Origin of the sequence: Sulfurimonas sp. NW9, assembly GCF_051132275.1 — a bacterium.
Classification (GTDB): domain Bacteria; phylum Campylobacterota; class Campylobacteria; order Campylobacterales; family Sulfurimonadaceae; genus Sulfurimonas; species Sulfurimonas hydrogeniphila.
This window is the reverse complement of sequence record NZ_CP093236.1, coordinates 380,026-399,636: the sequence shown is the minus strand read 5'-3', so window position 1 is coordinate 399,636 and position 19,611 is coordinate 380,026. Positions and strand designations below refer to the sequence as shown.

The following is a 19,611-nucleotide window of genomic DNA, read 5'->3' as shown; positions in this document are numbered from 1 at the left end:
ACTATATATTATGTTTTGAAGTTTTACAAATCTTCCCATTTTTGGACAAATTTGTTAATCTCTTCATTTGATTTTTTAAATCTTGCAACAGTTGCAATAAGACGCAGTTTTTCAGCAGCAGCATCCAAATCATCATTTATCAAAAGATATTCATACTCAGAGACTCTCTGAATTTCACGTCTGGCCATTTGAATTCTGCGTTCTATCACTTCTTGCGCATCCGTCTGTCTGTTTTGCAGTCTTCTTTTCAATTCACTCAGCGTCGGTGGCGTAATAAACACAGAAGTTGTGATATCCCCGAGCCGACTGTTAATTGCACTGTTCCCCTGCACGTCTATGTCAAAAATAACCAGTTTTCCTTCAGAGAGCGCTTTTTTAACCGGCTTGAGTGAAGTTCCGTAGTAATTTCCATGCACAATGGCATACTCTAAAAACTGATCTTCTTCTATCTCTTTTTTAAACTCTTCTTCATCCACAAAATAATAATCCACACCATCCGCTTCTCCCTCTCTCATAGGACGTGTTGTTGTAGATATGGAAAAATAACATTCACCGATATCATCGATAATTTTATGGATTAAAGAACTTTTTCCCGCCCCGCTTGGACCGGAAAGAACCAAAACTGCCCCGTGAATAGCACTCATGAGTTGTCACCCAATGTAATATTTATACTGATTTTCATTCCTTTCATAGATGCTGCAACATCTTTGTCACTGAGTGCCTCAAGAAGTTTTTTCAGTGCTTCGACTCCACTGTTTTGTTCTTTATTCTCCTCTTCAGACTCTACTGTTTCTTCAGGTTCCAAAAGATCCGTCTCTTCTGCTGTTTCTTCCTCTGTCTCTTCTCCAAGAGCCTCTTTTAAATCTTTGCTTGTCAGGCTCTCCAACGGATCAATCTCGTTTTTTGCTATTTGAAGCAGAGTATCTTCATCCAGTTCGCTCTCTAAATCTTCTTGTGTCAGATTTTCAACAGCATTTTGAATTTCTTCTTCCAGGCTTGCATCTTCTGCCTCTTGCGGCATCTCTAAATCATCTACAGGATCACGCGAAATATCAACATCTGCTTCGTCTTCCAAATCCAATGCCAGATCCACTGCCAGGTCACCCTCTTTGGCATTAAGTTCATCTGTGACAATTTCGTCTATTTCCTCTTCAAGCTCTTCTACTGTTGCTGTTTCGAGTTCTTGCAGTTCTTCGTCTTCAAGTGCTTTGACTTCCTCTTCCAAATCAAAACTCTCCTCCTCTGAAATATCAACGTCTGCTTCATCTTCCAGATCCAGTGCCATGTCATAAGCCTCCATGAGATCCTCTTCTTCGGCAGATGCCTCTTCTGCTTCCGGTTTTTGCTCCGCTGCCTCTTCATCCAAAGACTCATCCAGGGAAAACTCTTCTTCATTTAATCCCATCTCATCCAGTTCCAGACTCTCAAGATCATTTTGCACTTCCTCATCAAAAGAGAGATCTTCTTCATTTTCATCAAGCAAATCTTTTACCTTCTGTGCCTCTTCATCATCCAGTACGCTTTCACCGAAATCTTCTTCATCATCATCCAAAATCAACTCATCATCCAGGTCCAAATCATCATTCAGCGTATCCAAATCACCCAAATCATCCAATTCTTCTATTTCATTCTCTTGTGCATGGAGTTCTTCAACCGGCATCTCATCTGCTTCTTTTTTGATTTCTTTTTCCAACATCATAAAAAGTTCTACCAAATCAGTCGGCAAAAATGGTTTTTTCAGTACAGAGGCAAAGCCATCTGTCTCTTTGGCATCTTTTGCACATATAAACAGTGATTTCTTATATTTTATTTTTGCCTCTAATTCATGCAGTAAATCATCAGTGTAAACACTGTCATCAACAATAAGCAAATCATAATCATGTGACGAAATCTCCTCAAGACCAGAGGCTGTTTCTACTTCATCAGAAGTTTTTTGTGCACTGAGCGTCACTAATTTATTTACAACGGGATTATCATTTAAAAGCAGTATTTTCACGCATATTCCTTTGGATGATCTATTGATTGAATTTCAAAAATCTCTATTAGCACTATTGTATCAAAAAAAAACTAAAAAAGTATTTCCAAAGAGTTAAATGCTTCTTGAATTTCTCCCTTGAGTAATAGCATAATTGTAGTAAAAGTTGCTATAAGCACGACAAAAGCCACCATTATTTTAATAGGAAAACCAATGACCAGAAGGTTAAACTGAGGCATTGTCTTCATAAGCATCCCAAATATGACATCGGCCAGCCATGAAAGTGCAATTACGGGAAAAGCAATAATAAAACCGACCAAAAACATGTTTGATGCCGCATGCATAATGTAGTGAAACAGATCTTTACTCATCATAAAACCGCCCAGAGGCACTGTTTTTAAAGAATGGTCGACAAAAAGCAGCATCCAGTGATGCAGATTGAGTACAAGCAAAATCATTAAGCCCATCAAAGAGAGAAACTGAGAAATTATAGGCATTGAAATGCCTGACTGCGGATCAATAGCACTTGCCATCGAAAAGCCCATCATAAAAGATATTTGACCGCCTGCAAAAGTAATGACATTATAGGCAAGCTGCAATACAACGCCCACTGACAGACCCAGCAAAAGTTCACCCAGTATAGCAATGACAACAGTAGGCACATCAATACTTATATGCAGGGGAGGCATAGAAGAGTAAAAAACGACTGTAAAGAAAAAAGCCATGGTCGCTTTAATGTTCATTGGGATATTTTGATGATTGAAAATAGGCACAGCAATAAACAATCCGGCAAAACGAAAAAAAAGCAAAAGAAAGGCTACTACATTCGTTTCGTTAAGTATCTGTGTCCATCCCACTTTTCTAACCTTATTTAATTGGTTTCAATGCTTTGTCTTCAAGTTTATAGACTCGTTTACACATGTTGGCCAGACTATTGTCATGCGTTACAAGTATCATACCGGCATCATTCTCCTGACAATAATCAAAAAAAAGTTTCATTACTTCCGCAGCCGTTTTATTGTCAAGATTTCCTGTCGGCTCATCGGCAAATATTATTGAAGGTTTTTTTGTCAAAACCCTTGCAATAGAGACACGCTGTTGCTGTCCGCCTGAGAGTTCCGTGACTTTTTGGTGCATGCACTGCTCGATTTCCAAATCTTTGATTAAACTGTTGTCTATCTCTTTTTGTGAAAGAATTTGGGCAACTTCAAGATTTTCATAGGCGGTAAAGCCTTTAAAAAGATAATGGGATTGAAAAACTATACCGAGTTTGTTTCGTTTTATAAGCGTCAGCTCTTTTTTACTCATAGAGGCTGTCTCTTTTCCAAAAAGCGCAACAGTCCCCTTCTTTGGTTTCAAAAGAGTAGATAAAAGATGCAGCAACGTAGACTTTCCGCTCCCGCTCATACCGATAATAGCAATACTTTCATTACTTTCAAGAGAGAGGGAAACGTCAGAAAAAAGCTCATATTCAAATGAGTGTGATAAATTTTTGGCAGATAATAGATTCATAGGGCTATTATATTCTACTCTTGCTTATTTTAAGCATTAAAAATTTTATCACAGCCTTTTTTTGAACGTCTGTCCAGTTTTATAAAATAGACTTTTTCAATAAATTTTTTCATAACAAATGCCACAAATCCGCTGATGTATATATTGGAAATTTTTCCTGCTGCATACCTGCGTCCCAGGGCAATCAACATACCACGTGAACGGATATCATGCGCTTTGAGATTTTTGTTTGTGCCGATACGCATAATATTTTCACTGCACAACTCTGCCATCTGCTCAGCAACATCTGCCGTAGGTGCTATTAATTCACCTTTATTATACAAAGTGGCACAGTCACCTATGGCAAAAACCTCTTTTTTTGAACCTGCCTGCAGATACTCATTGATATTTAAAAAACCCCTTTCATTTTTCGGCAAGTCAAGTTTATAGATAAGTCCGTTTGGCTCAATCCCTCCGGCAAAAATCATAAAATCCATAGGTATGGTCTCTCCGTTGCTCAGTGTAACACTCTCTTGTGTTAAAGAGACCACTCTTGCCTCTGATTTTATAACGACTTCGAGATCCAGCAATCTTTTGTGAGACTTTTCGACTAAAAAATCATCCAAACCTTTGAGTATCTGCTTTGATGAACTGACAAGGACTATATTTAATTTTCTGCATAAAAAATTATTTTCACAATAAAACTCTTTTGCATATGATGCCATCTGTGCCGCTATTTCAACACCGCTCAGTCCTGCACCGGCAACCACAATACTCAAAGCCTTACATGTAACACCGCTCTCCTGTACTTTTTTAAAAAGTGACATTTCAAACTTTTGTTTAAAATACATCGCACGATGCAATGCCTTGACTCCATGAGCATACTCTTTGAGACCCTCAATACTGTTGACAAATTTTGTCCGTGCACCCACAGCTATAATAAGATAATCATAAGAAAACCGTTGTGTATCAGTAATAACTTTTTTATTTTCAAAGTCAATATTTTCGACTTCCTGTTTGTAAAAACTGACATTTCCCTCAAAACCGCTGCAGTAGGTAAAAAGATCGACACTCACTTTTGCAAAATCTTTTTCATTGGCAATAAGCTCATACACATCTGTCTGCATAAAATGATAGGCATTTTTATCAAAAAGTGTAATTTGATTGTTTTTGTCTTTGGCAAGATTTTCTACAGCCCTGAGACCGCCGTAACCGCCGCCGATAACAATAATTTTATTATAATTATTTATACTCATGCAAAAAGTATAGCATAAAATTCAGGAAAACGGAGTTTTTAAAAAAGGGAGGGGTTTGTAGTAAGAAATGAGTCAAGCCAAAGGCTTAGCTCATTTGTGCTGCAACTTCTGCTGCGAAGTCGTCTTCTTTTTTCTCGATTCCTTCACCTACTTCAAGGCGAATAAATTCAGTAATCTCGGCAGTACCGCCACATGCTTTTGCTGCTTTTTCAACTGCCTGAGCTACAGTTAATTTGTCATCTAAAACATATTGCTGGTCTAAAAGTGCCTGTTCCTGATCAAGAAGTGTGTTGTCTAAAATAAAACGGGCAATTTTCCCCGGAATAATTTTGTCTAAAATTTTCTCAGGTTTTCCCTCTGCAAGCAATTCTGCTTTGATGTCAGCTTCAGCCTGCTTCATCACTTCATCAGTGAGTTGCATCATAGAGATGTATTTAGGTACATTTTTCAAAGGTTTTCCGAGTCTTTGCAACTCTTCATTCTCTTTTTTCAGTGCCTCAATACGACCCTGTGTTTCACTTGCAACATACTCAGGATCAAAATCTTTATAGCTGAGTGTTGTCGGTTTCATAGCCGATGCATGCATAGCAATCTGTTTCAATGTATCTTTCATGCACTCCGCAGTCTTTTCACTGTCACATTTTGCTTTTACAATAACGGCTATACGGCTGTTTGAGTGGATATATCCGTTTAATGCCTCATCCGGAGCAGCTGTAAGCGTACCAAAACGGCGTACTTCGATTTTTTCACCGATTTTCGTTACAGTTTCTGTAAACTTGGCACCGAATTCACTTGCCATAAGCGCATCAACATCAGCAGGCTGATTGTTGTATACCTCTTCTGCCGTATCTTTTACAAGATTTTGGAAGCCTTCGTTTTGTGCAACGAAATCTGTTTCAGAATTTACTTCAACCACAGAAGCTTTCGAGTTGTCATCAGCCATTTTCAGTCCAACAAGACCTTCAGCCGCAACACGGTCAGCTTTTTTGGCTGCTTTGGCGATGCCGCGCTCTTTTAAAAGCTCTTTCGCTTTTTCCATATCTCCGTCAGCTTCAACTAAAACTTTTTTACAATCCATCATCGGTGCATCAGTTGCCTGACGCAACTCTTTTACCATTGCTGCTGTAACTGCTGCCATAATTATGCTTCCTCTGTAGTTTTTTCTTCAGTTGCAGGAGCTTCTGTAGCTGCTGTTTCTTCACTTACAGCTTCTTCTGTTTGCTCTTGCTCTGCCGGTGCATCGCGAAGTGCTTTTCCTTCATTGATAGCTGCTGTCATTTCACGACAAAAAAGCTGAATAGAACGGATAGCATCGTCATTACCAGGAATAGGATATGTGATAAGATCCGGATCACAGTTTGTGTCAAGCGGTGCTACAATTGGAATATCTAAACATCTTGCTTCCAAAACTGCAATATGCTCTTTTACCGCATCAACAACAAAAAGCATATCAGGAAGTTTTTTCATATCTTTGATACCACCGAAATACTGCTCAAGTTTGTCTTTTTTGCGAGAAAGCATTAATGCTTCTTTTTTCGTCAAAAGATCTATCTGTCCGTTTTCCTGCATTTGTGTAATCACATCAAGTTTACGAATAGACTTTTGAATAGTCGGGAAGTTTGTAAGCATTCCACCCAACCATCTGTTGTCTACATACGGCATACCACAAGCGATAGCTGCTTCTCTTACAGAATTACGTGCCTGCTTTTTTGTACCGACGAAAAGAATAGTCTTGCCCTCAGCTGCCGCATCCATAACAATAGTATATGTGTTACGGAAATAACGCAAAGTTTTTTGTAAATCTATAATATAGATATTTTTACGAACACCAAAAATGTATTTTTTCATTTTCGGGTTCCAACGACGTGTCTGGTGTCCGAAGTGTACACCGCATTCTAAAAGGTCTTTCATAGTTACCATAGGGTATCCTTAAAGGTTTTGTTTCAAACCAGAAATTTGTCAGTTGGCTTTGGTAATGTCGAACAATTATCCGTTAAAAAACGGGTTGCACTGACTTTTGACACATACCTGTTAATATTTTCTCTTACATGTAAAAGAAAAATCCGCGAATTATACTAAAACTTTATTTAAAGCCAGCTTTTTTAAAAATATGCAATTTTGCATTTGCATAACAAATATTTATATATATCTGCACTTGTTTAAAAGTAAATTTATCTTAAACAATGTATAGTATCACAGAAACAACACAAAAAAGGGATGAAATGAAGAAACCTCTACTGCTTTCTTTAGCAACTATTGCTATTTTAGGAACAACAAATGTAAATGCCGAATCAATGTATGACAGATTTCAAGCGATGGAACTTGAAATGAAAAAGATGAAAAAAGAGCTGGATGCCCTTAAAGCAAAAGAACAGGCATCTATGATGCAAGAAGAAGATGCTGATGAGGAAGAATCGGCTGATGATACCGAGGCAACAGCTTCATCAGATGAAGAAGATGACGAAGATGATGATGAAATGACGGTAGAGGAGCAGCTCGCAGAGATTCAGGATTCCATTTCTAATCTCAACAGAAACACCAACGGAAATCACATAAAATTCAATGTTGACTACAGATTTGCCGTTGATAATCTTCAGTACAAAATGGCAGACGGCAGCACACAAAAGAACAATGCTTTTATGACAAACAGACTCTGGTTAAATATGAACTGGGCGGCTACAAAACACCTGAGTTTTACAGGACAACTTGCATACAACAAAGCATTCGGTGCCAGAAGCGGTGCTTCCAATCCTGCAAATGCCTCTTTTGAAACATTTGACTGGATAGCTAATGAAAATGCCTATAACGATACCTTAAGAGTACGTTCTGCATACTTTTTCTACAAAAACGACACCTTTATGGGCAGTGATATTCCCTGGACATTCAGTGTAGGACGCCGTCCTTCAACAAACGGACATCTTGTCAACCTGAGAGATGATGACCATGCAGCTTCTCCGATGGGGCATACAATCAATGTTGAATTTGACGGATTGAGTTCTAAATTTAATTTAGAAAACGTAACCGGTATTGACGGGATGTATGTCAAATTCTGTGCCGGCCGCGGCATGAGCAATGCAGCCCAAGATTTAATACAGCCCCTTATGCAGATACAACTTCAAATGCATCTATAGACCTGGTTGGACTGATCTTTACTCCTTGGAGCGACGGACAGTATTCTGTGAATTCCCAGTACTATTATGCAGGAAACCTGATTGATGTTGTCAATCCCGCAAACCAGACACAAGGTTTTCAGACTGTCGGCAACATACACTCATTTACAGCCAACTTTGTGGCAAACGGTATAGGAGACGGAATCAATGACTTTTTAGACGATACACTCTTTTTTGTCAGTGGCGCTGTAAGTATTACAGACCCGGACAAAGGACAGAGCATGCTTGGCAGCGCGGTTGATGAAAGTGTGAAAGGGTATTCTTACTGGATTGGACTGCAGGTACCTTCACTTGTGACAGAAGAGGGAAGATGGGGAATGGAATTTAATCACGGTTCAAAATACTGGAGAAGTATTACCTACGGTGAAGATACGAACATCGGTTCAAAACTCGCAGCTCGCGGTAATGCATACGAGGCATATTTTACAGAACCTTTGATAGAAGATATTTTATCTTTTCAGATTCGCTATACATATATAGACTATAAATATGCCGGAAGCAACGGCTTTTTCGGAAGTACTTCAGGAAATGCAATGAGCATTGACCAGGCAATTGCAGCCGGTTTAGGTTCCCAGGTCATAGATACAGCCCAGGATATCCGTTTCTATCTCAGATACAGATACTAGTTTTGGGTATCTCTTTATCTGGCTCAGCCAGATAAAAGCCCTGTACCCGTTCAATATCAAGCGATTTTACTATTTCAAACACCGCTTGATTATGAACGAACTCCGCTACAATCACCAGGTTTAATTTCTTGGCAAAATCTACAATTGTTTCAACTACTATGCGTGCATTGTTATCTGTTTCAAGATTTTTAATAAGACTGCCGTCAATTTTAATGTAATCAACATCAAGCTTGAGCATATGCTCAAAATTGGAATACCCCGCACCAAAATCATCTATAGAAATTTTACAGCCCAATGTTTTCATCTTGCGTATAAAAACTGAAACCTCTTCATAATTTTCAATCCCTTCCGTCTCAAGAATCTCAAAAACTATTTTTTTGCTGACACCGTATTTTTTAACGGTTTTTTGAATATACTGCACCATCTCTGCATCAAGTATATCATCAATAGAAAGGTTGACCGAAAACGATGTGTCTCTGTGCTCAAAATACTGACAGCTTTTACTCAGCATAATCTTTGTTAACTGCGGATAGAGTTTACTTTTTTGGGCAATATCTAAAAACCTGTAAGGACTGACAACTGAGCCGTCTGTCTCTATCAGGCGAATAAGGCATTCATAACTCACCGCTTTTTTCGTTCGGGTATCAAAAATAGGCTGGAAAAAAGGCACTATTCTCTCTTCTTTTATGGCAGCTTTCAGTTTTTTCACCCACTCCATATTTTCTTGATATTTTCTCTCTATTTCAAGTTTTTCATCATACAGCAGAAAATACTTTTTCTGCTCTTTGGCAACTTTAAGGGCAATATCTGCTTTTTCCAACATCTCATTGGGCTGCAATGTTCCACCCATTGTCACACGGATATAAATCTCGTTTTCTTCATAATGAAATACCATCTGTTCAATCTCTTTTGACAGACTGTTGACAATTCGCATAAAAGTCCTGTGAGAAGGCCTTGCTCTAAAGCACAAGGCAAATTCATCTCCTGAAAGTCGTGTGACACTGATGTTTTGCTCCTCTTCAACAAAAGCCTGCAGTTTTTTTGCAAATTCTCTGAGGACATAATCCCCTGCAATCTGTCCGTAGAAATCATTTATCTCTTTAAAATCATCTATATTTAAAATCAGCAATGCCCCGTCATTATTCAAATTTTCTATATTGTAAAAAAGTTTTTTTCTGTTGGGCAACTGTGTCAGATCATCTATAAAAAGCTGTCTTTTCAACTCTACTGTTTTCTTCTCGACTTCTCTTGCCAGATAGGCGTTGATATCTTTTTGTTTTCTTGCATAATCAAATACTTTCTCCTGCATCTCATTTAATGCAGAGACTATAAGCGCGATCTCATTATTCTCTTGTATCGGTTCTATCTTTAATTTTTTCTCCGGTGTAAAACCTTTTAGTATATTGGCAATTTTTCGCAAAGGCTTGAGCAAATTATCTATATAGGCACCAAGAAATATAAATATCAGGAAAAGAATCACAAGCATTTTGAGAAGCAAATGTGTATACTGTTGTATAAGCTGTTCATAATTGTGATTTGAGTAGCTTAAAACAATTGTTCCTATTTTCTTCCTGGAATTTGGCTGAAGAATATCCCATTTGATGGTAAAAAGACTCTGATAACTGTTTTTAGATCTTGTTTCATAAATCAACCTGTCCTTTTCAAAAACCTTCACAGAGAGAATTTCTTTATTTTGCATTAACTGCTTCAGTTTTACATCGATTTGGTTTTTTAGTCCCAGATACATATCTACCGCTATCAAAGGTTCTATTGTTTTTAAGATGAGGGTTGCTTTTTGAAATTCCATATTGTAAAAGGCGTGTTTGTTTATTTTTTCAAATGCAAAAAAAATTCCCCCAATTGTAATAAATGAGGTGATTACGATGGAGCTCATAATCCTGAATGAGAGCGATTTGAATTTTTTTTCTTTCATGCAGCAAGCCTGTTTTTTGCATATATTTTAGCATAAATGTTATGTCAAAAACTATCTTTGTCCAAAAACTTTACCATTTGATATAAAAAAGAGACAAAATCAACATCATCTCTCAGGTTCTCTTTATTAAGATAAATCATGGTTGATTTTTCTATCAGCAAGGAGAGCAGCAGTCCCTCTTTTAGATTTTCTATATCATAAGAAAAGGTGATGATTCCTTTTTCTCTGGCAATTTTTGCAACCCTGGCAATATTCTCCTTGGAAGATTTCAGAACATAAAATGCTGACGCAGGTGTTTTCATATCAAGATGTGCGAAATCAACTATCTTCACTTCATAAGGGTATTTATCAAAATGCCCTTTAAATTTATTTTCTATATACTGCTTTACATGTAGGGCTGTATCATAATCACTTTCATCACACACAATGGTATATACAAGTCTGTTTTTTATAAGTTTTTTTTCTATTTTTTTATCAAGTAACATGATTTTTGGAAAAATTGATGCCTGTGCTTTGAGTAACAACTCATCATAACTGTATCCAAAAAGCAGAGGAACAAACAAGAAATGTAAAAGTAGTAAACGCATCATCTAAAACCTCTTTTTAAAGGTAAGTAAAAATGTTCTGCGTTCCTGCGCATAATCATTTACATAGGTATTTGGTGAAGAGGGGTATCGCACATCTGTATCAAAAAGGTTTTTCACACTGACATTCAACGTATAACCATACTGAATATTTTTATAATTCACTGCAGTATCGAGTGTCATATAGGCTTTTAGCTTTGGACGCAGATCTGTTTCTACCCTCTCTTTTGAACTGACATACTTTGCTGTTGCACTCAAAGCCAAAGCAGGATTTATATTATAAATATAAAATCCTTTTACCAGATGATGGGATACATTCGGCAGGTTATTACTGTCGCTGCTGCCATCCATCCTGTAGCTGCCATCTGTGTAGGTATAATTTGCATATACTTTGTCATTAGGCAGGATATGCCCCCTGAACTCAAGTTCTATTCCGTAAATATCTGTCTTGGCACTGTTTTTATACACAGGATCCGTAACAGAATTGTATATCTGATCTTTGTTGGCAAGATAAAAAAGATTCGCCTGCAAATAGGCATCATTGGAAAAATTTCTGATGTATGCCAGTTCATACGATGTTACTTTCTCCGGCTTTAAATCTGTACTGCCTACTCTTGCACTGTTGTTTTTTGTAAACATCTCCTGCCAAGAGGGATTTCTATGGGAGTTACTGTATATGGCTTTAAATATGTTTTTGAAATCTTTATGATAAACAAAAGAAACTCTTGGTTCAAACCCTGCATCTTCATAAGAAGTCTGTTCATAATTTATACCGTATAAGATGCTTAGTTTAGCATTAACATTGTATTCATCCCCCAAAAAGAACGTATAAACATCCCGTGAAGCATCTTTATCAAAAAACGGCCGTGTCAGCGTATAATCTACCAAAGTTGCATCACCCGTAGCAAGATTGGAGAGTTTCGAACTCATCTGGATCGTTCTCTCCTGTCTTGCTTTGTAGCCTATTGTAATGGTATGTTTTGCAACTCCGCTGTATTTCACATACGTCGACTGATACAAAACTCTCTGCTTGGCATAATGCTCTCCGTAAATACCATCAGGAAATACTACACTGCCTAAAACCAAGTTATCAGGTGCCAGTTTTGCTTTTGAATCAAAAGCATCGTATTTTACTCCTGCTTTTATGTCCAGTTTAAAAGAGTGTATCTTTTTCATATATCCCAGTTCAGCATAGTAACTCGGCAGTTTCATTCTGTCACTCTTTTGAGGCAGGGCAAGGTTGATCCCGTAGGCGCTTCCCTGTTTATGTTGCAGCATACGGGCTTTGAGTCTAAAGTCTTTGTACCTTACATCCAGTCCGAGAGAATATTCATCAAGCCACAGGGGAGCTTCACCGGACTGAGACAAAGCTATGTTTGCCGGACCTAACGCACCTTGAGAGAGTCCGTCCGGACCGGAAGATATGTTTTTATTGTCTTTTTGGTAATAAAAATCTATATGTGTCTTAAACTCTTTGCTTTTAAAGTTTTTTACAAAACCGCCCATTGTGTAATCATACGACCCGTATTTAAATACAACTTTGTCATTTGATTCAAATTCTTCAAAATCTTCTGCATAAGTAACAACATTAATAGATCCGGCATAGGCATTAATCCCGTCTACTTTACTCCCTGGTCCTCTGATAACCTCTATGCGTTTTATCATCTCTATCGGCATGGAAAGATACTCGGAATAAGAATCAAAGAAAAGATTGTTTACTAAAACACCGTCTATAAGCAGTTTGGACTGTCCATAGGCAAAAGGGTTGGAACCTCTGAAAATCGGTGTCTGGTTATTGAAATTATCAGTAGCCATATCTACACCCGGAACAAGCAACAATGCCTCTTTAAGTGTCGACACACCCAACTTTTCCAACTCTTTTGCTTCAAAGACAGAGATAATATAGGGTTGGTAATGTTCATTTTGTTTTGTTTGTGTAGCAATTTCATTAAACTGCTTCATATCTGTCATAATGGAAGAGAGCAAATCTTCTGCCTGCAGTTGCAGTACTGCCAGACAGACAAGTAAAAAAAGTCGTATGCTGCGCTTCACTCCATTGTCCCCCATAATTTTACTAATTCGGGATTTGCACACCCAAGTTCTTTCGTATATAAAACACAAGGATAACGCCATCCAAAATCTTGATGCTGCTGAAGCTTTCCTACCTGTTTATATGGCATTTTGTATATTTTCAACAGCCGTAAAAAGTTTTTTTCAAGATTTCCATATGTATATTCTATTCCCTCTTCTAGCATTTTACCATACATATAATGTTTTACCGCTTCTATAATAACTTTTGTCGTCTTCATACTTCTGTATTTTTTATCAACAAAGATTCGTGACATCTCGCCAAGTTTGTTTTTTTCAAACATACTGTTGTCAAACCTTGCACTGTTTTGTGTCGGATATCCAATGGGAGAATTATAAATCAGGCGTACTGTTGCACAGACATTCTCTTCTTCATCCAATGCCGCAAAATGTACCGAATATGCGTCATATTTGTCATACTCTTTTTCATCTTTAAGAGCACTTTTTTCCAGATATTCCGGATATATTTCCCTCAGTATTTTATACCTAAAAGCAAAAACTTTGTCCAGGTTTTTTTATCGCTTACCTCTAAAAATGTAAAATTCATCATCTTCCGGTTTTATGACTGCTGCAGTTCTTTGAGTTTTTCTTTGACAGCTTCTACATGTCCTTTGACACGCACTTTTTCCCATTTCGCACGCACAATGCCCTCAGGGTCTATAATGAATGTGGAACGGACAATGCCCATATACTCTTTGCCATAGTTTTTCTTCAACTGCCACACACCGTACTTCTGCATCATCTCGGTACTTTCATCACTCAAAAGCGTAATGCCTAAATTGTGTTTTTCTATGAAGTTCCTGTGCTTTTTCGTACTGTCTGCACTCACCCCAAGAATCACCGCATCCAATGATGAAAAATCCGGAGCAGCCTCCGTAAACTCACAGGCTTCTGTTGTACATCCCGGGGTATTGTCTCTCGGGTAAAAATACAACACTATCCATTTTCCTTTTAAATCCCGCAGACACATCTCAACATCATCCTGATTCGGCAGGCAAAAATCCGGTGCCTTCTCTCCAACTTCTATCATTTTCTTTCCTCCTAAAAATAAATTTAACATGCAAACTTCAAAGCCGCCCTCAGCCCGCACTAAAGTACGGGTTCCAGTAAACCGCCTTCGAAGCCACTCTCAAGTCCGCACTGACGTACTAATTCCGAAAAAATATCAATATGTACTTCGGAACCGGTACTTTTAACGCTAAAGCGTAACTTAGAAAAAAACTAAATTTTTTTCTGCAGTGCCGGCTAATTGCTTTAAAAGCGCTATTGCTAGTAAACAAACAACAGCAAATATACCCAAATACCGCTAAATGAAGTAAAAACTATACCCAAAAAAGTTTTCAAAGCCAATAATTTATGCTCATTGGACTTTAACCCAGGAAGCACTCCTTTTAGCCTGATAATTTGCTTTTGCTATTGTACGACTCCAGTATACCAATGTAAGTACGGCTATGATTACATGTAAGCCCAGTACAAGAGAAGCGTAAGTATGTGAAACACCGCTTCCTTCCATAAAAGCATCAAATCCTCCGCCCATACGGACACCGTATTCAAAGTATCCGACAACAATGACCGATACTGCAAAAATGGTATTTTGAATAATTCCGTGCGCCTGTAAAGCTTTTTTCTTGCCAAAGATATTGCTCCATATACCAATAATGGCAAAACTGCTACAATAAGTGTCACAACATCCATAAACAAAGGGGCTCTTGTTCCCAAAAACCCCTGCGTAAACATATAATCCATATCTTATGCCTTTCTTTTTTGATAAGTGTAGTATATCCAGACTAATATTACCAACAAAACAAAAACTATTATAGTTATCTCTTTTAAGTATTCTTGTATAAGCGTCTCATTTTCTCCTATAAAATAGCCCAAAAGTGTCAAAATCAGCGCCCAGATTCCGGCTCCCAGCGTGGTAAAAAAGAAAACTCAACGATATTCATGCGGGCAAGTCCTGCCGGAATCGAAATAAGCTGTCGAATTCCCGGAATAAGCCTGCCTGTAAAAGTAGAGATATGCCCGTGGCTTTGAAAATAATTTTCCATTTTATCAAGTGTCTCTGGAAAAATAAAAAAATATTTCCCGAATTTCAAAAGAAATTTCCGTCCCAGTGTCAGTGCCAGATAGTAATTCACAAAAGCTCCAACCAAAGAACCGCCCAAAGCACTTCCCATAATGTAAGCTATGCTCATATCTCCTTTTGCTGCCAGATATCCGGCAGGAACCAAAACAATTTCACTCGGAAAAGGAATAAAAGAAGATTCAATCGCCATCATAATAAAAATACCGGATATCCCCAGTCAAATATCAAATCTACCAAATCCTGCGCCAGTTCCTGTATCATTTCATCTTCTTTTGTACATCTTGAATCATCTGCTGTGCGACATTCCCGTTTGTGTAGTGCAGAAGCTTTTCACTCTTTTTTTTGAGTTGCGGATTTTTAAGTACCTTGATTAGTTTTGGTTTCAAATTTTTCCCTTCACGTTCGCACCATGCCACATTGTCTTTGACAAGAAACTGCGCATTATAATACTGATGATCACCTGCAGCATGCGGATAGGGAACAAAAAACGCAGGACACCCGTTTGCTGTGAGTTCCCAAAGTGTTGAAGCGCCTGCACGCGAAACAGCCAAATCGGCACGTGTAATCAACTCCGGCAGTTTTTTTGTAAATCCATAAAGCTCAACTGAAACACCAAGTCTGTCATACTCCTGCCTGACCCTTTCATAATCAGCCTCTCCGGCCTGGTGTATGATGGCAATATCCATCTTTTGCAACTTATAGCTACATGTAAAGCCAAATCATTAATTGCCTTTGCCCCATGAGAACCGCCTAAAAATATAATGGTTTTCAGTTTGTCTCTGCACCTGGCATTTTTATAAAAAAACTCTTTGACAGGATACCCCTTTACAGGAGAATTTTTGTCATAAGCAGAAATGAAACTTTTGGCATATTTTTTTAAAAGCCTGTTGAGTCTGCCCTCAACCGAATTTTGCTCATGAATAAAAAGCGGTATAAAAAGGCTCAAAGAAGCAAAAGATGCCGGTGCCGCAGAAAATCCGCCAACACTGTAAACTGCTTGTATTTTATGTTTTTTCAGAATCTTTCTTGCCTCCAAGAAGGCTTGAAAAACCTTATAGAGTGCGTTTATCTTTGCAATACCCTTTTTGTTCACAACACCCGTTGTTTCTAAAAAATAGACATTTGAAAAATTACTGTATTTTTGAAAATATTTTCTGTCCTGTCCCGAGGTCGAACCGACAAAAATCACCTCATATCCATCAGCTACAGCAGCCTCTGACAAAGCTTCGGCAATCATCAAATGCCCGCCTGTTCCGCCGCCTGTAATACATAGTTTCATACCCGCTTTTCCTTAATTCATTTTTGCTTTTTTCGATGCCATCAACACCATACCAACACCAAAAGCAGCACCAAGCATTGCCGAACCGCCATAAGAGAGAAAAGGAACAGAAATCCCTTTAATAGGTGTTATACCGCTTATTCCATAGGCATTTACCAAGAAAGAAAAGGAGAGGATCAGTCCGATGCCGATACTAAAGAGATATATACTTGTATCTTTGGTTCTGTTGGCTATTTTAAATATACGCTGAATCATCCACAAAAAGATGAAAACAACACATAAAACACCAAAAAATCCAAACTCTTCCGCAAGTCCTGCCAAAACAAAGTCTGTATGTACCTCGCTTAAAAAACCGAGTTTAAATGTTCCGTTTGCAAGGCCTGTACCAAAAAGACCGCCATTGTGTATAGCATTGAGAGAGTGCCCTATCTGATATGGTTCAACTTCAACAGGCACCCGAAGTTTATCGGCAATCGCATCAGGCAAAAGATCAAGCACAGAGTTTTGTGCCAAAGCCCACCATGATTTGATCCTGAGTATTCTGTGCTGTGCCGTTACAATAAAGAGGATAACTGCTCCAAAAATCACACCCAGGATAGAAAAGAAAAACCGAAAACTGCTCCCTGCAAAAATCAGCATAAAAAGCAAAGTAGCTCCGAGAACAACAACCTGACCCAAATCTTTTTGCAAAAAGGCTATAATAAACATTGCCCCTAAGAAAATAACAGCATAGGGCATAAATCTTTTAAACTCGCCACTCAGTCCCATACCGTCATGATGCCCGAGTTTTCGAGAGAAGCTCCAGGCCAGAAAATAGATAAAGCCCACTTTGAAAAACTCAACAGGAGCAAGCGAAAAGCCGGCTATTTTAATCCATCGTTTTGCTCCGCCGACTTCAGAAACAATACTTTCAGGCAAAAAAGGCATGGCTATCATTAAAATCAGAGAACCAAAAAAGAGAGTGAAACCTATGGGTTTGAGCCATCTGTCCGGATCAAGCTGTGAAAGCATAAAAATTATGATCAGACTCATGAGCCCAAAAACAGTCTGTCTTATGGCAAAATGAAATTCATTCACGCCAAACAAGAGTGTAGTATACGGCGTCAGCGTATACGAAAGTACTATACTGATACCAATCAAAAGTGACACGAGGGTAAAAAGCTTTCTGTCTGCGTTCACGCTTGCTCTACTTTATCTTGTTTATTTTTAAAACAAATTCCACTTCGGGTTTGGAGAGATGCAGTTCTTTGGAAATCGTTTCTATGGGAACACCCTGTTTAAACAGCGATATGATTTTTTCATCATCATTCCCGTGAATAGATGCAGGAATAGAGATCTGCTTGACACCGCTTTCAAGCTGCAGTATTTTGTTTTGTATTTCATGCTCAATGATATTGATATTGTTTTGCAGCTGCTTTATCGCCAAAGAGAGCGGATGCACCATATCATATACACTGCGTTCTATTTCCTGATAAATCTCCTCATCAGTCATTCTTTGTGAATTGTCTTTTATACTGCTTTGTGTCTGGTCAAGTTTTTTTTTCAGATAATAAAACTCTCTGTTTAAATCTTCAACCACAGAAGCAACTGAGCGAATGTTTTTTGAATACTCGGCATCTTTTGTATAGACATAATAGAGCAGATAGAGAATAATCGCACCGAGTATGACAATAAGATATTCTATATTGAAACTGAATTGATCCAAATTCACTGTTTTTTCTCTTTGGATTCACGGATTAATATACGTTCACGTGCAGTCAGGTAAGCAGCCCACTCTTTTTCATCACGCTCATGCATTCTGACAATCTGTGCCAAATTTGGAGAAAGTGCCTTAAAAAACACACCGATATCACGTTTGGGATGTACCGGCATACTAATGCGTCCATAATACTCTTTGCCTTCTTGCAGCATAGGTTCTTCGAGTTCAAAATGTTCAAATCCGATAGCACGAATATGCGCTTCATTTGTCAAAGAGAGCCTTTTTGGTGTTTCATTTTTTAAAAACATCTCCAAAGCGTCTATTTTTCGGTGAAGTTCCACCATAAGGTTCAGCAAAACAGGATCGCTTTCTGCTGTTTCACCTCGGGCTTTTGCAAGCTTGAGCCACTGTGAAATCGGATCATCATCACTTTCACTGAGTTGCTGATACTCTCTTTCATATGCGTCTTTGTTTAAATCGGCTTCTGAAAAAACTATAGCAATCGGTGCGGGAACTAAACGGGGTTTATTCATGAGAGTGTCCTGTCAATAATAATTAAAATTAAAAAGGCAATGCCCAGATAGCCGTTGACGGTAAAAAAAGCACGGTCTATTTTTGTAAAATCTTTTCGTACAAGCATTTGCTCATAATAAAGTACAAAACCACTGCCCAAAGCCGCTGCGTACGCAAACATGCCAAGATCTGCCGCCCATACAAAAAGCAGCCAGAACAAAACGGCCAAGGCATGAAAAAGAGCAGAATGAAGAGTGTGCATCTGCTCCGTAACGCGACGGTATAGAGTAGAGGTCATTGTCTTTGTCAAAATCTATATCCTGTAAAGAATAGAGCAGGTCAAATCCTGCCACCCAAAAAATGACACCCAAGAAAGCAGGACAGACCATAAAGGTATAGCCGCATTGACCGCAACCACTCCGGCAATCGGGGCCAGTCCGAGCGCTATACCCAAAACCACATGTGCCAAAGACGAAAAACGCTTAAAATAAGAGTATGCAGCCAGAACAAATAAAATAGGAAAACTCAAAGCAAAGGCAAGAGAATTTATCATATAGGCTACGGCAATAAAAATAAGCGCATTTACAATGACAAATATAAGTATGCTTCCCTGTCAAGCTGCCGTCTACATTCGGACGGCTGCTTGTTCTTGGGTTTTTTGCATCAATATCACGATCGGCATAACGGTTTACACCCATTGCAAAGTTTCTCGCACTGAGTGCCGCCAAAACACCAAGAACCAAAAGCCATAAACCGAACCAACCATCCGCTGCCACTATCATCGCTATAAAAATGAATGGCAGGGAAAAGACGGAATGTTCAAACATCACAAGTTCATTAAAATCTTTTGCTTTTTGTAGTATCCGCTGCAAATCAAACCTCATCTTCACTCTTTTTTATATTCTATCTAA

At 38.4% G+C, this 19,611-nt stretch carries 19 protein-coding genes and 2 pseudogenes; 1 reads left to right on the top strand and 20 read right to left on the bottom strand.

The window, feature by feature from the left end:
- Positions 1–23: 23 nt before the first annotated feature.
- The 7 genes from gmk to rpsB all read right to left on the bottom strand — a co-directional run bounded on the left by gmk (position 24) and on the right by rpsB (position 6,642).
- The gene (gene gmk, locus MLC44_RS02330; RefSeq protein ID WP_151901066.1) at positions 24–644 is read right to left on the bottom strand and encodes a guanylate kinase; all 621 of its coding nucleotides are present in this window, start codon (positions 642–644) and stop codon (positions 24–26) included.
- Positions 641–1,996: a hypothetical protein gene (locus tag MLC44_RS02325; RefSeq protein ID WP_418641015.1), complete on the bottom strand. Its 1,356-nt coding sequence runs from the start codon at positions 1,994–1,996 to the stop codon at positions 641–643. Before MLC44_RS02325 ends, gmk begins: the two co-directional genes overlap by 4 nt.
- A 71-nt stretch (positions 1,997–2,067) precedes the next feature.
- Positions 2,068–2,832 carry a flagellar biosynthetic protein FliR gene (gene fliR, locus MLC44_RS02320; RefSeq protein ID WP_151901068.1) on the bottom strand — a complete coding sequence of 255 codons (765 nt, stop codon included), beginning with the start codon at positions 2,830–2,832 and terminating at the stop codon, positions 2,068–2,070.
- Positions 2,833–2,842: 10 nt separating this feature from the next.
- A complete protein-coding gene (locus MLC44_RS02315) occupies positions 2,843–3,487 on the bottom strand; it encodes an ABC transporter ATP-binding protein (protein ID WP_346389303.1) in 645 nt (214 codons plus the stop codon).
- A gap of 29 nt (positions 3,488–3,516) precedes the next feature.
- Positions 3,517–4,722 (bottom strand): NAD(P)/FAD-dependent oxidoreductase, encoded by a 1,206-nt coding sequence (locus MLC44_RS02310; protein WP_151901070.1) that lies wholly within the window; start codon positions 4,720–4,722, stop codon positions 3,517–3,519.
- Between the two features lie 85 nt (positions 4,723–4,807).
- The gene (gene tsf, locus MLC44_RS02305) at positions 4,808–5,860 is read right to left on the bottom strand and encodes a translation elongation factor Ts (protein ID WP_151901071.1); all 1,053 of its coding nucleotides are present in this window, start codon (positions 5,858–5,860) and stop codon (positions 4,808–4,810) included.
- Positions 5,861–5,862: 2 nt separating this feature from the next.
- On the bottom strand, positions 5,863–6,642 hold the full coding sequence (gene rpsB / locus MLC44_RS02300; RefSeq protein ID WP_151901072.1) for a 30S ribosomal protein S2: 780 nt from the start codon (positions 6,640–6,642) through the stop codon (positions 5,863–5,865).
- 263 nt (positions 6,643–6,905) lie between these two features.
- Between rpsB and MLC44_RS02295 the strand changes: the two are divergent.
- Positions 6,906–8,518: pseudogene (locus MLC44_RS02295) on the top strand (DUF3373 family protein).
- On the opposite strand, the gene MLC44_RS02290 reads toward MLC44_RS02295, so the two are convergent.
- From MLC44_RS02290 to mqnP, 13 genes and pseudogenes are all read right to left on the bottom strand, one after another.
- On the bottom strand, positions 8,502–10,451 hold the full coding sequence (locus MLC44_RS02290; RefSeq protein WP_434658304.1) for an EAL domain-containing protein: 1,950 nt from the start codon (positions 10,449–10,451) through the stop codon (positions 8,502–8,504). The pseudogene MLC44_RS02295 and the gene MLC44_RS02290 overlap by 17 nt on opposite strands.
- Before the next feature lie 44 nt (positions 10,452–10,495).
- On the bottom strand, positions 10,496–11,041 hold the full coding sequence (locus MLC44_RS02285) for a hypothetical protein (protein ID WP_151901075.1): 546 nt from the start codon (positions 11,039–11,041) through the stop codon (positions 10,496–10,498).
- Positions 11,042–13,087, bottom strand: a complete 2,046-nt coding sequence (locus tag MLC44_RS02280; RefSeq protein ID WP_434658302.1) for a TonB-dependent receptor — start codon at positions 13,085–13,087, stop codon at positions 11,042–11,044.
- Complete coding sequence (locus tag MLC44_RS02275) at positions 13,084–13,575, bottom strand: GNAT family N-acyltransferase (RefSeq protein ID WP_434658904.1); 492 nt, start codon at positions 13,573–13,575, stop codon at positions 13,084–13,086. Before MLC44_RS02275 ends, MLC44_RS02280 begins: the two co-directional genes overlap by 4 nt.
- A gap of 107 nt (positions 13,576–13,682) precedes the next feature.
- Complete coding sequence (gene bcp, locus MLC44_RS02270; RefSeq protein WP_151901077.1) at positions 13,683–14,153, bottom strand: thioredoxin-dependent thiol peroxidase; 471 nt, start codon at positions 14,151–14,153, stop codon at positions 13,683–13,685.
- Positions 14,154–14,483: 330 nt separating this feature from the next.
- Positions 14,484–14,723 carry a hypothetical protein gene (locus MLC44_RS02265; RefSeq protein WP_434658903.1) on the bottom strand — a complete coding sequence of 80 codons (240 nt, stop codon included), beginning with the start codon at positions 14,721–14,723 and terminating at the stop codon, positions 14,484–14,486.
- Positions 14,724–15,012: 289 nt separating this feature from the next.
- Positions 15,013–15,402, bottom strand: a complete 390-nt coding sequence (locus MLC44_RS02260) for a DedA family protein (protein ID WP_434658300.1) — start codon at positions 15,400–15,402, stop codon at positions 15,013–15,015.
- A 64-nt stretch (positions 15,403–15,466) separates the two neighbouring features.
- Complete coding sequence (locus MLC44_RS02255; protein WP_434658902.1) at positions 15,467–15,880, bottom strand: glycosyltransferase; 414 nt, start codon at positions 15,878–15,880, stop codon at positions 15,467–15,469.
- Complete coding sequence (locus MLC44_RS02250; protein WP_434658298.1) at positions 15,775–16,488, bottom strand: glycosyltransferase; 714 nt, start codon at positions 16,486–16,488, stop codon at positions 15,775–15,777. The genes MLC44_RS02255 and MLC44_RS02250 overlap by 106 nt, the downstream gene beginning before the upstream one ends.
- Positions 16,489–16,500: 12 nt before the next feature.
- Positions 16,501–17,667 (bottom strand): FtsW/RodA/SpoVE family cell cycle protein, encoded by a 1,167-nt coding sequence (locus MLC44_RS02245; RefSeq protein ID WP_151901081.1) that lies wholly within the window; start codon positions 17,665–17,667, stop codon positions 16,501–16,503.
- Between the two features lie 7 nt (positions 17,668–17,674).
- Positions 17,675–18,199: a hypothetical protein gene (locus MLC44_RS02240; RefSeq protein ID WP_151901082.1), complete on the bottom strand. Its 525-nt coding sequence runs from the start codon at positions 18,197–18,199 to the stop codon at positions 17,675–17,677.
- Entirely contained in the window at positions 18,196–18,720 is a 525-nt protein-coding gene (locus MLC44_RS02235) for a hypothetical protein (RefSeq protein ID WP_151901083.1), read from the bottom strand. The genes MLC44_RS02240 and MLC44_RS02235 overlap by 4 nt, the downstream gene beginning before the upstream one ends.
- Positions 18,717–19,572 (bottom strand): annotated as a pseudogene (gene mqnP, locus MLC44_RS02230) (menaquinone biosynthesis prenyltransferase MqnP). The gene MLC44_RS02235 and the pseudogene mqnP overlap by 4 nt, the downstream one beginning before the upstream one ends.
- Between the last annotated feature and the right edge of the window lie 39 nt (positions 19,573–19,611).